Source organism: Thermodesulfobacteriota bacterium (assembly GCA_036482575.1).
In the GTDB taxonomy this organism is placed as follows: Bacteria; Desulfobacterota; GWC2-55-46; order GWC2-55-46; family JAUVFY01; genus JAZGJJ01.
This window is the reverse complement of sequence record JAZGJJ010000081.1, coordinates 1-14,987: the sequence shown is the minus strand read 5'-3', so window position 1 is coordinate 14,987 and position 14,987 is coordinate 1. Positions and strand designations below refer to the sequence as shown.

The window sequence follows — 14,987 nt, the reverse complement described above, 5'->3', positions numbered from 1 at the left end:
CTAACGCTCCCCATATATGCCTTCCGTCTTCCTAACGCTTCACGTAACCGTTGGTAATGGGCATGCGCCTGTCCTTGCCGAAGGCCCTCGGGGTTATCTTTATTCCGGGCGGGGCCTGGCGGCGCTTGTACTCGCTCCTGTCGACCATCCCTATTACACTCTCGACAGTCGCCTTGTCGAAGCCCATGGCGACTATCTCTTCCCCGGACCTGTCACTCTCGACGTAGGCCCTGAGTATGGGGTCGAGTATCTCGTAGGGCGGGAGCGAGTCCTGGTCGGTCTGGTCCGGCCGGAGCTCGGCCGAGGGCTCTCTGGTCATAACGCTCCGGGGTATTACGGCCCTTTTCGCCTTCCTGTTTATGTGCGCGGAGAGCTCGTAGACCATCGTCTTGGGGACGTCCTTTATGACGGCGAAGCCTCCGGCCATATCGCCGTAGAGCGTGGCGTAGCCGACGCTCATCTCGCTCTTGTTGCCGGTAGTGAGCGCAAGCCACCCGAACTTGTTGCTCAGGGCCATTATGACGTTCCCCCTCACCCTTGCCTGCAGGTTCTCCTCGGTTACGTCCCCCTTCCTCCTGCCGAAGGGTTTTTCAAGTATGCCCAGGTAGCTCTCGAAGGTCTCCTGAATGGGTATGGTAAGGAGTTTTATGCCGAGGTTCTTCGCGAGCCTTTCGGCGTCCTTGCGGCTTCTGTCGGAGGTGTAGTCCGAGGGCATGAAGACACCCGTTATGTTCTCGGGGCCGAGGGCCTTTGCGGCCACCGCGGCCACAAGGGCGGAGTCTATGCCGCCGCTCAGGCCTATTACCGCGTGCTTAAAGCCGTTCTTTCCCGCGTAGTCCCCGGTGCCGAGCCTTAGCGCGTTAAACACCTCTTCGATAGGGCGAAGCGGACGCGAGGGGGGGGACGGCTTCCGGCGCGCCGTCCTCTTCCTCTTCTTCTTGCGGCCGCCGCCGAGCGTAATCTCCCTCACGCCCCCCGCCCTTTCCCCTGTGGGGGCGCCCTTGATCTCCAGGTCCGCCACTATAAGCTCTTCGGTGAACGCCCTGCCCCTTGCGACCACCCTGCCCCGCTCGTCTACTATAAGCCCCTGGCCGTCGAAGACGAGCTCGTCCTGCCCGCCGACGGTGTTGTTATAGGCTACGACGACCCTGTTCTCCACGGCCCTCAGGGCAAGCATCTCTTCCCTCAAGCGCGCCTTGCCCAGATGGTAGGGAGAGGCGTTTATGTTGACTATAAGCCCGGCGCCCGAAAGCGCCTGCTGCCGGGCCGGACCCTCCGGGAACCAGATGTCCTCGCATATGCCCACCCCGACCGTAACGCCGTGGAGCGTGAAGTTAAGCGGCTGGGTACCGGCCCGGAAGTACCTCTCCTCGTCGAAGACGCCGTAGTTCGGGAGGTGCATCTTGTGGTAGACGTCCGCCACCTCACCGCCGTGCACCACGGCGGCCGCGTTGAAGATGTCGTCTCCCCCCCCTCCGTCGACAAAGCCTATGACCGCCGTGATGCCGCGCACCTTACGGCTTATCTTCTTCAACGCCTCGACGTTGTCCTTTATGAAGCTCGGCTTCAGGAGCAGATCCTCGGGCGGATAGCCCGTCAGCGCCAACTCGGGGAAGACCGCGAGGTCGGCCCCGGCCGCACAAGCCCTCTCGGCGAACTCGACCACCTTTCCGGCGTTGCCCTTCAAATCACCCACCGTGGGGTTCATCTGGGCCATGGCAATTCTCAAGACAGGCATGGGTAGAGGTTAACAAAAAAGGTTGGGGGTGTAAAGAACGTAAGCCGCCCGCACGGTGTGACACCGGCACGGTGGTGCTGCCGCACGGTTAATGTCATAAATGGCCCAATACAGCGTTAGTATCTCGTACCCCGGCGGTCGTCGTGAAGTGAAGCCCCGCCCGGTGTGACACCGGCACGGTGCAACCCTTTACAAACAAAGTCACATCGGCCTATAATCTACCCTTGCCATGAGCTCAGACCCTTACAAATTATTCGAGAAGGCCGAAAAGTTCCGGGCCGATTCGAAGTTCTTGAAGGCCATTCCCCTTTACAGGGAAGCCAGAGCCCTTGCCGGGAAGGACCGGGAGTTAAGGCTGGCCTGCCTGCTCTCGCTCGGCGACGTACTCCGGATGTCCGGTGAGTTCACCGAAGCCGGAAGTTGCTACAGGCGGGCCCGCGCGCTGGCCGCCTCCCTCGGCGACGACGAGGCGGCGCTCGACGCCTGTGTGGGGCTCGGGCTCGCGCTCAGGGCACGGGGGGAGTTCCGGGAGGCGATAACCCTCTTCACCAAGGCGCTCCGCTCCTACAAGAAGAACGGGGACCGGGAGGGAGTGGCCTTCGCCCTCTGGGCGCACGCCGGTGCGCTCCGGGTAAAGGGCGACCTCAAGGGCGCGCTCGCCGGCTTCAGGGAAGCGAAGAAACTCTTCACCCGGCTGGGGGACAGGGCCGGGGTGGGCTACTGCCTCACGGGCCTCGGCGGCGCCTCGCGCGTCGCCGGAAGGACCGCCGGCTCGCAGAAGTACTACAAGGAAGCCAACAAGCTCTTCCGCAGTACGGGCGATACCTTCGGCATAGCCTACTCCTACTGCGGCCTGGCGAACGCCTTGAGGATGACGGGGGAGCACGAGAAGGCGCTCGAATACTTCAAAAAAGCGCGGGGGCATTACAGGAAGATAGGCGACAGGGTCAGCTACGCCTACACGCTCTGGGGCGAGGGCACGGCCTACCAGCTTCTCGGACGGAATGCCCGGGCGTTAAAAAACTTCGAGGAAGCGAAAAAACTCTTTAAAGAGACCGGGGACAGGAGGGGGCTCGTCTACTGCGCGCTATCCCGTGGACAGGCCGACTTCAAGAAAGGAAAGAGGAGGGAGGCGCTAAGGGGACTGAAGGACGCCTTGGAAAAAGCCCGCAAGCACGGCTTCGGCGTCGAGGAGCGTTACGCAAGGCTCGTTCTTCGGGCGATAGAGAAGGCCCCCGAAGAGCTGCCGCTCAACCTGCCATGACAAAACCGAGAAAGGAACCGGCATGAAAAAGATTACGCGATCCTGGCTTATAGCCCTTGCGGTACTATCTCTAACCGGCTGCATGGAGGTGGAGACGCTCATAAAGGTCCGGCCCGACGGGAGCGGCACGGTGGAGGAGACCGTCCTCCTGAGAAAAGACGCCGCAGAGCAGATGAAGCGGATGGCGGAGCAGATGGCGAACATGATGGCCGGCAAGGAAGAAGGAGGGGGAGCCCCGAAGGAAAAAGGGGGAAAGGGGAAAGAGGAGGCGAAGGAGTTCGAGCTCTTCCCGGAAGAGCAGATGAAGAAGAGGGCCGCGGCAATGGGGGAAGGTGTGACCTACCTGTCCGGGGAGAAGGTCTCCACCGAGACGGGCGAGGGCTACCGCGCGATATACGCCTTTACGGACATAGAAAAACTCCTTATAAACCAGAACCCCTCGGATAAGATGCCGTCCGGTCCGACAGTGCCCGACGCCCCGCCGGGCGGCGGAGAAGGGTCGTCTGCGGGACCATCAGAGGAATCCGGGGAGAAGTCCGGGAAGGAAGAGAAGAAGGAGGAGTTCGTCAGGTTCGGCTTCAAGAAAGGCAAGCCCTCCGTGCTTATCATAACCATGCCGAAAAAAGAGTTTGAGCCCGAGGACGAGGAAAAGACCGAGGAGAAGCCGGAGGGTTCTGAGGGGGGAAAAGAAACGGGGCCGGACGATAATCAGAAGCGCGACATGGCGGAGCTCATGATGAGGGAGATGTTCCGCGGGATGAAGATCTCCATAGCCGTGGAGGTGGAAGGCTCGATAGTGGAGACCGACGCCACCCACCGCGACGGGTCGAGGGTAACGCTTATGGAGATAGAGTTCGGAAAGCTCCTCGAAAGCGTCGAGGAGTTTGAAAAATTCGTCGCCGCCAAGCCCCGGACCCTCGAAGAGTCCAAGGAGATACTAAAACTCATCCCCGGCATAAGGCTCGAGATGAACGGGGAGGTTACAATAGGGTTCGAATAGGGGGGGTCGTAATATTTGTTTCGGTGTGGGGCCTGCCCCGTACTTGATACGGGGACACACCGAAACATCAGACCCAATGCTCGACCCGAGGAGGATTAACGATTACGGAGAGAACTGTGGATTAAAAAAATGAGGGAAGTGTCTCTCATTTAGTCCTGCCACTATTAACTGCAGAAATTATTAATGCAATACAAACATATAAAACAGCATAAGTCCTAAAATACTAAGTGGCGACAATAAAACATCAAAGGGTAGCATGAGTCTTAAAGCCGTATAATATGGTGCCTGAATTATTAAGCCAGAAAGAAAAAACATGATTGCTGTTGAAGAAGAATGCGCTGCCCCATATTCAAACATAAAATATATCAAAACTAAAAAACTAATAGCATTAAGTGTTCTGAAAAGAATAATATTCCGAGAAAAAATTACAGAATTACCCGACATCATTGAAGACCTACATTTCACTATGTCTTGCTGAAGGATAGCCATTGGAGATAATATCAAACTAAGAAATAAATAGTCAGAAACGGGCACACTTATAAAACCTGATATAAATATTGCAATAGCTCCAAAAACAACAAATAGCACAATTAATCTAATGACACGCAATATTATCTCCTTCTTCCATGTTTCGGTGTGTCCCCACACCGAAACATGGAATATCAATTTATTAGGGCCCTCGATGCAACAACGTCGAAATATTGCTTATAAAATCCAGAGCATGCTCGGCTTCATCCTGAGCCCAGCGAAACTTCTTTTTCGTTGCCAGTGACAAATCTATTGCTTCTTCATGCACGAGGTCGTTACGGGTTTTTCTAAACTTCGCACATGCGCTAAGAACCTTTGCATCCGTTATGCCCAAAGCACACAACTTCTGTTCGTAAGTCTGACCGTCCATCTTCTTATATTGGCGTTTTTCAAGTCGCTTGCGTCCCTCGACGAACATCAAAGCTTCGAGATAAATCCCGGAGAATACAATTGCTGTTAAAGCATGTTTAAAAGACTTGGCCGTGGGGTCATAAGTAATGATGTGCCCTGGTTCACCGCCAGCCTTGGGTCTCCGTTGACTTTTCGAGAGTCGCTGACATTCGGCCAACGATTCTTTAGCAAGTTCATAGTAAACTGAAAGATTGGAGATTGTGCTCATAATATGGCGCCTTAGTCAAAGGACTCTGAAGAGAATTATAATAATACCGCCCAACAAGATGGACACGATCCACACTGCTGGACTAAACGGTGACGAGATAAGGTTAAATAAGAAACAGGATAATTTTTGGGCAAACGACGCTCTCCCGTAGAGAATATCCCTTTCAATATGGCTTAATTCACTTATGTCTTTATTAGCATAAAATATTTTTGTGAATGCCGATGCCAATGAATAAGCAAGAGCGACGAAAAAAAATGAAATACCTATAATGAATTGCCACGTTTCTTTCACAGTATAGTTGACCCCAAGTCCATGTTTCGGCGTGTCCTCACGCCGAAACCATCTTTATTGATTATCGATAGGAATATACAACACTTTGGAGGGAATTACAATTGCGTAGCTTCAGGAAGAAATCGACGCCTTCTCAGACATTACCCGGCAGGTCGAGTAATACACATACAGGGCGTCAGAACAAAGCAGACCGAGGCGCGACGAAGGTGAGGAGTGAGGCGTACTTTTGTGTACGCCAAAGCGACGAACAGAGGAGCAACGAAGGTATGCGAAGTTATGGCGCCCTGTATGCCTACAGTCCTTTAAAACTCTTATCCACGGCCTCCAGCGTCTTTGTGATGTCGGCCTTTGTGTGGGCGAGGCTCACGAACGCGGCCTCGAACTGGCTCGGCGGCAGGTAGACGCCGTGCTTTAACATGCGCCCGAAGTAGTTCGAGAACTTCTCCATATCGCAGCCTTTCGCGTCCTTATAGCTCTTTACCTGCTTGTCGCTGAAGAATACCGTAAACATGCTCCCGGCGCTCGCCACCCGACACTCGACACCCCTCGCCTTGGCGGCCTCCCTTATGCCGTCGCATAGGGTGTCCGTGGTCTCGATAAGTTTTTCATATACGCCCTTCTTCTGGAGCTGCTTGAGGGTCTCTATGCCCGCGGTCATGGCAAGCGGGTTCCCCGAGAGCGTACCGGCCTGGTAGACCGGCCCGACCGGCGCGAGTTTCTCCATTATCTCCCTCTTTCCTCCGAAGGCGCCCACCGGGAGCCCCCCGCCTATGACCTTCCCCAGACACGTCATGTCGGGCGCTATGTTGTGCACCGTCTGCGCCCCTCCGTAGCAGAGCCTGAAGCCGCTCATGACCTCGTCCATTATGAATACGGCCCCGTAGGTTCTCGTCAGCACCCTGAGTCCCTCCATGAAGCCAGCCTTGGGCTTGACCACCCCCATGTTCCCGGGCGAGCCCTCGACTATCACGCAGGCCACCCCCTTGGGGTCCTTCTCGAATATCCTCCTGACCGAGCGGAGGTCGTTAAAGACCGCGTTATAGGTGTTCTTCGCTATGTCTTCGGGTACGCCGGGGCTGTCCGGCACCCCGAAGGTGGCCGCCCCGCTCCCGGCCTTAACGAGCAGACCGTCGGAGTGGCCGTGGTAGCAGCCCTCGAACTTTACGATCCTGTCCCTGCCGGTATGGGCGCGGGCGAGCCTTATGGCGCTCATCGTGGCCTCGGTGCCGGAGTTCACGAACCTCACCATGTCCATGGACGGGAAGGCCCCCGTGACAAGCTCGGCGAGCTCGACCTCGAGATCCGTTGGCGCGCCGTAGCTGGTGCCCCTGTCGACGGCCTTCTTAATAGCGGCCGTCACTTTAGCCTCCGCATGGCCGAGAATCATCGGCCCCCAACTCCCCACGTAGTCTATATAGGCGTTGTTGTCCGCATCGTAGATTTTCGAGCCCTTGGCCCTCTTTATGAAGAGCGGCTTCCCACCGACGGCCTTAAAGGCCCGAACGGGCGAATCCACCCCGCCGGGGATAAGTTTTTCCGCCTTTTTAAGAAGCTGCATGGACCTGGCCGTACCCATAAAGAGACCCCTCCTGTAAAATTTCTTTTAGTTAAATCAAAGGGTTAGCTCACCCTTCGCCTGCGGCGACAAAATCATACTACATGAGGCGGGTGGGCCTGTCAAGGCCCATTTGGGTGGGGACGGGGGGGGTGAATAGGGGATGGAAAGGCAAGACGGACTGCGTGCGGGCCTGATAAAAAGGCCCGCGGCCTAAAGGATGGTCTCCGTCCCTCCGCCGAGGGCCTTTATCTTCCTGTCGTAAAGGTGGGCGAGCCCCTCGTCCAGGCTCGTGAACTGCACTCCCATGCCGTGGTTTACGTAAGGCGCGACCTCGGGCGTCACCTTCTTCGACCAGACCACGACAGCTTCGGCCTCGTACTTCCAGAAATCTTTCTCTATGGTAAGGTGAAGCAACGTGCCCTTTTCATAGACCGTGTTGGTCTTGATCTGCGCGCCCCTGTCGGAAAAGGTGGTAATAATGGAGCTATGCTCCGGCTCGGTGCCAATACCGAACCGCACCTTATACAGAAGCATGACCCTCTTTCTATTTCTCTTGGCTCTCATTCCAGGTTCCTCCCTCTATAAGTCGTTCTGCTTACTTATATAAATAAGCAAGAAACGTGCCAGATATGGAGGTCTTTAAAAATCAAGGGGTTACGCCTGTGAGGGGCTATCGGGCAACCCCGGGATTCGGAAATTTTTATCAGATTACGGAAAATCTTTACCTTTCCAGGACCCGGCGGTTCTTTTATTGAAGATGCCCCGCTCTTACTAATTATACCATAAATATGCTCGGGAAGGGCCTGGCAGCGAACGACCCTGCCCCCTCAACCCGCCTTTTTCTTTTTTTCCCCTTTTTTTCCATTCTTCTCTTCTTTCAGCAGCGGAAAGCCCATCTCTTCGCGCACACCGAGGTACCCCTCGGCCGAGCCCCTGGCGAGCGCCCTGACCCTGCCGATGAACCTCGTCCTCTCGGCCACGCTTATCGCGCCCCGGGCGTCGAGCAGGTTAAAGGTATGCGAGCACTTAAGACACATGTCGTAGGCGGGGAAGACAAGCCCCTTACCCAAGAGCCTCTTGCACTCGGCCTCGTACATGTCGAAAAGCTTCATGAGCATCCCCGTATCGGCTTCCTCGAAGTTGTACCTCGAGTACTCGACCTCGCCCCGGTGATGCACGTCCCCGTAGCTCACCCCTGGAGTCCATTCGAGGTCGTAGATGCTGTCCACCCCCTGCAGGTACATTGCGATCCGCTCGATCCCGTAAGTAAGCTCCCCGGAGACGGGTTTCAGGTCTATGCCCCCGGCCTGCTGGAAGTAGGTGAACTGCGTTATCTCCATTCCGTCGAGCCATACCTCCCAGCCGAGCCCCCAGGCCCCGAGCGTCGGCGACTCCCAGTCGTCCTCGACGAACCGTATGTCGTGCTCGAGCGGGTCTATGCCGAGATACCTCAAGCTCTCCAGGTATAGCTCCTGAATGTCGTCGGGCGACGGTTTCAGTATCACCTGGAACTGGTAGTAGTGCTGCAGGCGGTTGGGGTTCTCGCCGTACCTGCCGTCCGTGGGACGGCGGGAGGGCTCCACATAGGCGGCCCGCCATGGCTCGGGCCCGAGCACCCTCAGAAACGTCGCCGGGTGGAACGTACCGGCCCCTTTTTCGATGTCGTAGGGCTGGTGTATTATACAGCCCCTCTCGGCCCAGAACTTTTGAAGCCCCATTATCACGTCCTGAAAGAGCATCTTCCCTCCTCTCGCATCTACAGTGCGGCGGCCCTGAGTTTTTCCATGAACTTTACGGTCTTAAGCTCCTTGCCCGTCTGGTGGCGTATGAAGCGGGTGAGCACCCTCTCCCCTTCCCGGAGCAGTGCGGGGTCGGGCACAAGCCTTGTGAGCTTATCCATATCGAGCCTGGCGGCCATGGCGAGGAACCTGGCCGTACCGGCCGACAGCGGTACGGTCTCGGTGAGCCCGCGCGCACAGCCGCCGCAGACCATACCCCCCTTTTCGGAGCTGAATACGGTCCTGCCCGGGCCGTCGGTCCCTCCCCTGCAGACCACGCACCCCTCGAGATGGGGCATGTAGCCGAGTATGCTCAGGAGCTTTATCTCGAAGAACCTCAGAAGGGACTCCCCTCCCGCGCCCCGTCCATCCCGTTCGGCCCGTCCATCCCACCCATCCATGACCCGCAGAAAGCCGACCAGCAACTCGAAGAGCGCCGGGTTGGCCTGACCCTCCCCTGTCATCTCGCTCACGAGCTCAAGGAGGTAGCTCGCGCGGGCAAGCCCCTCGATATCCGCCTTGAGGCCGCTAAAGCCGTCGACGAGCGAGGCGGCCTCGACCCTCACCATCCCGGCCCCGGGCTTGTGGTAGTACATGAGAGAGATATGGGAGGGCGGCTCGAGGTTGCCGACGAACCTCCGCCTGCTCCTGCGCGCCCCCTTGGCTATGCCGCTCATCTTGCCGTCGCCGGGCGTGTAAAAGGTAAGTATCCTGTCGGACTCGCCGTAGTCGATGGAGTTGAGCACGACCGCCTCCGTCTTGAACGAACCCCGTCTCTTCACAACCACCCCGCCTTCATGAAGAGTGCGGCGAGCCCCAGCAAGGTGAAGAACCCCCCCACGTCCGTACAGGCCGTGACAAAGACGCTCGCCGAGAGTGCCGGGTCGGCGTTGAGCCACTTCAGGATGAGCGGTATAACCGCGCCGCTAAAGCCCGCCACGACGAGGCTCGCGGTCATAGCCAGGAAAAGAAGCACCCCTACCATGAAGCTCGCGCCTATGAGGCAAGCGAAGAGCGCGGCAACGGCCCCCACCAGCAGCCCGTTCCCGAGCCCCACCATCACCTCTTTTATAAGGAGCTTCCTGGCATTGGCCATGCCTATCTCGCCGAGCGCAAAGCCCCTTACCACTACCGTTATGGTCTGTGTGGCCGCGTTCCCCCCGAGCCCCGCCACCACGGGCATAAGGACCGCCAGCATCACCATGCTCTCAATGGTGCCCTCGAAGAGCTTTACGACACTTGCCGCTATAAAGGCCGTGCCGAGGTTAAGGAGCAGCCACGGCGAGCGCATCCCAAAGGACCTCCCCGGGGGGTCGAGGGCGCGCTCGCCCGTATTAAGGCTCGCCATACGGTAAAAGTCCTCGAATATCTCCTCCTCTATAACGTCCACCACGTCGTCTATGGTTATCCGGCCCACCAGCCGGTTCTCCCCGTCCACAACGGGCATGCTCAGGAGGTCGTAGCGCTGGAACATCCTCGCCACCTCTTCCTGGTCCACATCGGTCGAGACCTTTACGGGACCGGTGTCCGCAACACTCCTGACCGCGTCGCCGGCACTTGCGAATATGAGCTTTGTAAGCGGCACCGCGCCAACGAGCCTCCCCTCCCCGTCTACCACGAAGACGCTCGAGATGTTCTCGACCTCATCGCTCTTCCTCCTTACCTCCTCGATGGTCTCCTCCACGGTCGCGTCCTCTACGACCGAGACCAGCTCGGCCTGCATCTTCCCCCCGGCCGTATCGTCGGGGTACTTAAGGAGTTTCTGGACGTGTATCGACTCTTTCCAGTCGATGCCGTCGAGGACCTTCCTGGCCTCGGCCGAGGGCAGCCCGGAGATGACGTCGGCCGCGTCGTCGGTCTCCATCTCCTCGACGACCTCGACGAGCGTGGTCTCCGGTATGGAGGATAGCACGGCCTTGCGGAGCCTCTCGTCGAGTTCGAGCAGCACCTCCGAGGCGAACTCCGGCGCGAAGGAGCGGAATATCTCGAGCGCCCGCTGCTGCTCTATACCCTCGAGCACCCGCGCGGTGTCCGAGGGGTGGAGTACTGCCAGTAACCTTCCGGCCCCGGCCACGTCCCCACCATGAAGGAGGGCCTTGACCTCCTCTATGCGGCTGTCTTTCATCTCAATCGCCATGACAATAAATACCGTGATGCGTTATGCGTGTGCGTGATGCGGAAAATCTTTCAAATACGCATCACGACCTTTCATCTTTTTAGCACATAAAAAAAAGGTAAGTCAATAAGATACGGGCGAGTTCCCGGGAAAAGAGATGGGGAGGTGGGTGATAGATGAAAAACTGGGGGCTTACTTCTGGAAGAAGACCGGGCCCTCCACCTTTCTCGTGACGGCCTCGGCGGTGCTCCCGAGCACCATCTCCACGACCCTGGAGTGGTGTGAACTGCCCATGAAGAGCAGGTCGTGGCCTTTTTCGCCGTAGTAGGCGGGTATGCCGACCGCGGGCTCGTCCTCCACGCGGGCAAAACTCGCCTCTACGGCGTAGGGCTTCAGGTAGTCTTCGGCGCCCTTCAAGATGGCGTCGGTCTCATCCCCCCTGGCGGCGGTAAGGACGGTCAGGGGGAGCGCAAGGGTTTTAGTGAACTCCGCGGCGGCATGCAGGGCCTTCGCCGCGTTCTGGCTGCCGTTATAGGCAATAAGAGGGCTCCGGGGCTCGGTGAACTTCTCCGGCACGATCATGACCGGCGTGGGGGACTTCCTTATAACCCCTTCGGTCGTCGAGCCCAGAAGGCCGTGCTCGAAGCGCTCGTGCACGCCCTTCCTGCCCATTATGACGAGGTCCGAGAGCTTGGCCCTCTCGCTTATCTCGTTAGTGACTACACCTGTGATGAGCTGGGTTTCGACCTCCACGCCGGCCTTGGCGCAGTCCTGCTCGAAGGAGTCGAGTATGCTCCTTCCGACCTCGGTGAGGATCTCCTTCATCTTGGTCGAGGAGTTAAGGAGGGGTTCGAAGCCGAGCGACCCGACGAGGTCGTGGATGAAAGGGCCCTCAAGGGCCGCCACATCGACCACGTGGATGCCGGAGACACGGGCGTCCAGACCCCGGGAGAGCCAGAGTCCGCACTCCGTGGCGGCGGCGGCGTGGGCGGAGCCGTCAAGTGAAATGAGTATCTTCCTTATCAATATCCTGCCTCAGGCAAGGGCGGGCTCCGGGGAGGACAAGACCTCGACGGTTATCCCGCCGCCGCTTGCGTCCACCCTGAAAAGCTCGCCGTCTTTCCACTTAAGGGTTATGGGTATCTTCACGCGGTCGTCTATGAGTCTCTTGAGGAAACGGGCGCCGTACTTCGGGCTGTAGCCGTCCTCAACGAGCTTCTCGACCGCCCCGTCGGTTATCTCGAGCGTCTTTCCGTAACCGGTCATGTGTTTGGCTATGGTGTCAAGGTAGCGCCTGGTCACCTCCCGCACCTCTTCTTCGGTAAGAGGGGAGAAGACGATTATGTCGTCTATGCGGTTCAGGAACTCGGGGGAGAAGACGTTCTCCACCTCCTTTATGATGCTGTTCTTGAGCGCGTCCGTCTTAGCCCCCTCGGGCAGGAACCCCATGGGTTTCATGAACTTCTTGAACTCGTCCGAGCCGAGGTTGCTGGTCATGATTATTACGGTGTCGCTGAAGTAGACCCTTTTCCCCCTGCCGTCGGTGAGCCACCCCTCGTCGAACACCTGCAGGAACAGGTTAAGGACGTTGGGGTGCGCCTTCTCCACCTCGTCGAGGAGCACCACGGAATACGGGTTATCCCGGACCTGGTTGGTGAGTATGCCGCCCCTCTCCGAGCCCACTATCCCCCGCGGCATGCCGATGAGCTTGTCGATGGACACGCCCGAGTCCTTGTACTCGCTCATGTCCACCCTTATAATCTTTTTGTCGTCGCCAAAGAGGAATCCGGAGAGAGATTTGGCCAGCTCCGTCTTCCCGACACCCGTTGGCCCGAGAAAAAGGAGCACGCCGTCGGGCCTCGAGTAGTTCTCCTTAAGCGGGCCCTTGTTGAGCTTGAGCCTCCTGGCGAGCGCCTCCATGGCCTCCCTCTGGCCGACGACCCGCTGGCCTAGCGCCTCCTCCATCTCCTGGAACCTCTCGGTGGTGTCCCTGTATATCATGTCCCTGGGGATACGGGTCTCCTGGGAGATGACCTCCACGACGTCATCGACCCCGACCGGCTCATCGGGCCTGTTTATCTCCACCTTCACGCACGAGGTGTCGAGCCAGCCTATGGCCTTGTCCGGGAGCTTGAGGCTCCTCATGTACCTCTGGCTCATATCGAGCGTGCACTCTATCGCCTCGTCCTTTATCGTAACCGAGTAGTTCTTCTCCAGCCTGGGCCTTATGCCGTAGAGTATGCGCCTGGTGTCCTCTATCGAGGGCTCCTGGACGGTCACCAGCCTGAACCTCCTGGCGAGCGCCTCGTCCTCGGCTATGTACTCCTTGTACTCGGCGAGCGTGGTGGCCCCTATTATCTGGACCTCGCCGCGCGCGAGGGTGGACTTGAAGATATTGGCCGCGTCCGAGGGCACGCCCATGGCGCTGCCGGCGCCTATAAGCGTATGTGCCTCGTCCACGAAAAATATTATGTTCTTCCTCTCCTTAAGCTCCTTTATTATCTTCTCTATGCGGTCCTCGAACATCCCCCTGAATATAGTGCCGGCCACGACCGAGTTCATCTGGAGGTTTACTATTTGCTTGTCCCGGAGCCTTTCGGGGACCCTCTTGGGCTCGAGCTCTATCCTTCTCGCGAGACCTTCCACGACGGCGGTCTTGCCTACCCCCGGCTCGCCGACGAACATAACGGAGTTGGACCTGTCCACGTGGTAGAGTATCTCGATGGCCTGGTCTATCACGTCGTCCCTGCCTATTACGGGCGGGAGCTTGTCGAAGCGGGCCAGTTTATTGAGGTTTACGGCGAAGTGTTTTATGTTGGGCGGGAGGTCGTACTTCTTCTTTACCTCCTCGTCTTTCTCTTCCTTGGTCCTCACCCTGACGCTTATCCTGCGCATCACGTAGTCCGGGTCGAGTCCGAAGCTCCGGAATATCTTGGCCGGGAGGCTGTGGTTCTCCTGGAAGATGGCCATGAGGAGGTCGGTCGACTCCACCTCCTCCCTGCCCCACCTCTGTGCCTCCTCACTGGCGAGCCGGAAGATGTTTTTGGTGGCAGGCGGTATCTTGAGCCCGACCCCTATATACTGGCGCGAGATGTTCAGGTGCTCTTTGAGGAAGTTAAGGACGTGATAGACGTCGAGGTTCAGGTCCTCCATGACCTCCCGGAAGAACTCCTCCTCGACCCTGGCAAAGGAGAGGAAGAGATGCTCCACCCCCAGGTAGTAATGCTGGCGGTTTTTGCTCTCCTCGACGGCCCCGTCAAGGACTCTCTGGGCCTTTGGAGAGAACCTTTCCCTTATGCCTTCAAGCTCGGTCATCGCAAACCCCGCTTAGAAAAGCCGACGGGTAAGTCCCGTCCCTTACCACTTTTTATATTACCATAAACCTCGCCTTGGTTCATAGGGGTTTATTTTTTGGAACTCGTCGAGGAGCTTCTTACTCTTGGCGTCAAGGCTCTTTGGCAGTGCTATCCGTATAACGACGTACTGGTCCCCGCGGCCCCCTTTATGCGGCGCCCCCTTGCCCCGAAGCCGGAGTTTTTGCCCGCCCTGGATTCCGGCGGGGACCTTTATCGTGGCCGTGCCTCCGGGGGTGGGGACCCTTATCTCGGCCCCGAGCGCGGCCTCGGTCACGGTGACCGGTACGTCCATGTATATGTCGTTATCAACCCTTCTGAAGTGCGGGTGAGGCTTTACGCGGGCCACTATATAGAGGTCTCCGGAAGGGCCGCCGAGCGTGCCGGCGGCGCCCTTGCCCTTGACCCTTACCCTCGACCCGTCCTTGACGCCGGGGGGTATCTTTACGGTAAGCTTTTCTTTCCCCTTTCCACGCCTGACCGTTATCCTTACCTCGGTCCCCTTAAGCGCGTGCATGAACTCTATATCGAGCGGGTATTCGATGTCGCCTCCCTTTTTCGGCCCCGTCTTCCGGGCCTCTCTCCCCGGCCCCGCCTTTGCCCCGCCTCTTCCCCCGCTCCTGCCCCCACTCCTGCCCCCACTTCTACCCCCACTTCTACCAAAGATATCGCCGAAGATGTCCTCGACCCCGCCCATGTTGAAGCCGAAGTCCTTGAAGTCGAAGCCACCGGGGAACGGACC

12 protein-coding genes are annotated in these 14,987 nt (G+C 58.0%); 2 read left to right on the top strand and 10 right to left on the bottom strand.

Translation table 11 applies throughout. The features are described 5' to 3' along the window. Positions 1-31: 31 nt before the first annotated feature. Positions 32-1,738: an NAD+ synthase gene (locus V3W31_03510; GenBank protein ID MEE9614008.1), complete on the bottom strand. Its 1,707-nt coding sequence runs from the start codon at positions 1,736-1,738 to the stop codon at positions 32-34. Between the two features lie 229 nt (positions 1,739-1,967). Between V3W31_03510 and V3W31_03505 the strand changes: the two genes are divergently transcribed. Together V3W31_03505 and V3W31_03500 are read left to right on the top strand one after the other, a co-directional pair. Further along, positions 1,968-3,002, top strand: a complete 1,035-nt coding sequence (locus V3W31_03505) for a tetratricopeptide repeat protein (GenBank protein ID MEE9614007.1) — start codon at positions 1,968-1,970, stop codon at positions 3,000-3,002. Between the two features lie 22 nt (positions 3,003-3,024). Beyond that, positions 3,025-4,002 (top strand): hypothetical protein, encoded by a 978-nt coding sequence (locus V3W31_03500; protein MEE9614006.1) that lies wholly within the window; start codon positions 3,025-3,027, stop codon positions 4,000-4,002. Positions 4,003-4,672: 670 nt separating this feature from the next. Here V3W31_03500 and V3W31_03495 read toward each other — a convergent pair. The 9 genes from V3W31_03495 to V3W31_03455 all read right to left on the bottom strand — a co-directional run. Beyond that, complete coding sequence (locus V3W31_03495; GenBank protein ID MEE9614005.1) at positions 4,673-5,149, bottom strand: hypothetical protein; 477 nt, start codon at positions 5,147-5,149, stop codon at positions 4,673-4,675. Between the two features lie 583 nt (positions 5,150-5,732). Continuing rightward, positions 5,733-7,016 carry a glutamate-1-semialdehyde 2,1-aminomutase gene (gene hemL, locus V3W31_03490; GenBank protein ID MEE9614004.1) on the bottom strand — a complete coding sequence of 428 codons (1,284 nt, stop codon included), beginning with the start codon at positions 7,014-7,016 and terminating at the stop codon, positions 5,733-5,735. Between the two features lie 192 nt (positions 7,017-7,208). Continuing rightward, on the bottom strand, positions 7,209-7,562 hold the full coding sequence (locus V3W31_03485; GenBank protein ID MEE9614003.1) for a PilZ domain-containing protein: 354 nt from the start codon (positions 7,560-7,562) through the stop codon (positions 7,209-7,211). A gap of 263 nt (positions 7,563-7,825) precedes the next feature. Next, positions 7,826-8,737 carry a glycine--tRNA ligase subunit alpha gene (gene glyQ, locus V3W31_03480; GenBank protein ID MEE9614002.1) on the bottom strand — a complete coding sequence of 304 codons (912 nt, stop codon included), beginning with the start codon at positions 8,735-8,737 and terminating at the stop codon, positions 7,826-7,828. Between the two features lie 17 nt (positions 8,738-8,754). After that, complete coding sequence (gene recO, locus V3W31_03475) at positions 8,755-9,558, bottom strand: DNA repair protein RecO (GenBank protein MEE9614001.1); 804 nt, start codon at positions 9,556-9,558, stop codon at positions 8,755-8,757. Continuing rightward, the gene (mgtE, locus tag V3W31_03470) at positions 9,555-10,901 is read right to left on the bottom strand and encodes a magnesium transporter (protein ID MEE9614000.1); all 1,347 of its coding nucleotides are present in this window, start codon (positions 10,899-10,901) and stop codon (positions 9,555-9,557) included. Before mgtE ends, recO begins: the two co-directional genes overlap by 4 nt. A 183-nt stretch (positions 10,902-11,084) precedes the next feature. Continuing rightward, positions 11,085-11,918 carry a universal stress protein gene (locus V3W31_03465; protein ID MEE9613999.1) on the bottom strand — a complete coding sequence of 278 codons (834 nt, stop codon included), beginning with the start codon at positions 11,916-11,918 and terminating at the stop codon, positions 11,085-11,087. 9 nt (positions 11,919-11,927) lie between these two features. Next, on the bottom strand, positions 11,928-14,207 hold the full coding sequence (locus V3W31_03460; protein ID MEE9613998.1) for an ATP-dependent Clp protease ATP-binding subunit: 2,280 nt from the start codon (positions 14,205-14,207) through the stop codon (positions 11,928-11,930). A gap of 57 nt (positions 14,208-14,264) precedes the next feature. After that, positions 14,265-14,987: J domain-containing protein (locus tag V3W31_03455; GenBank protein ID MEE9613997.1), on the bottom strand; the 723-nt coding region annotated here is incomplete at its 5' end.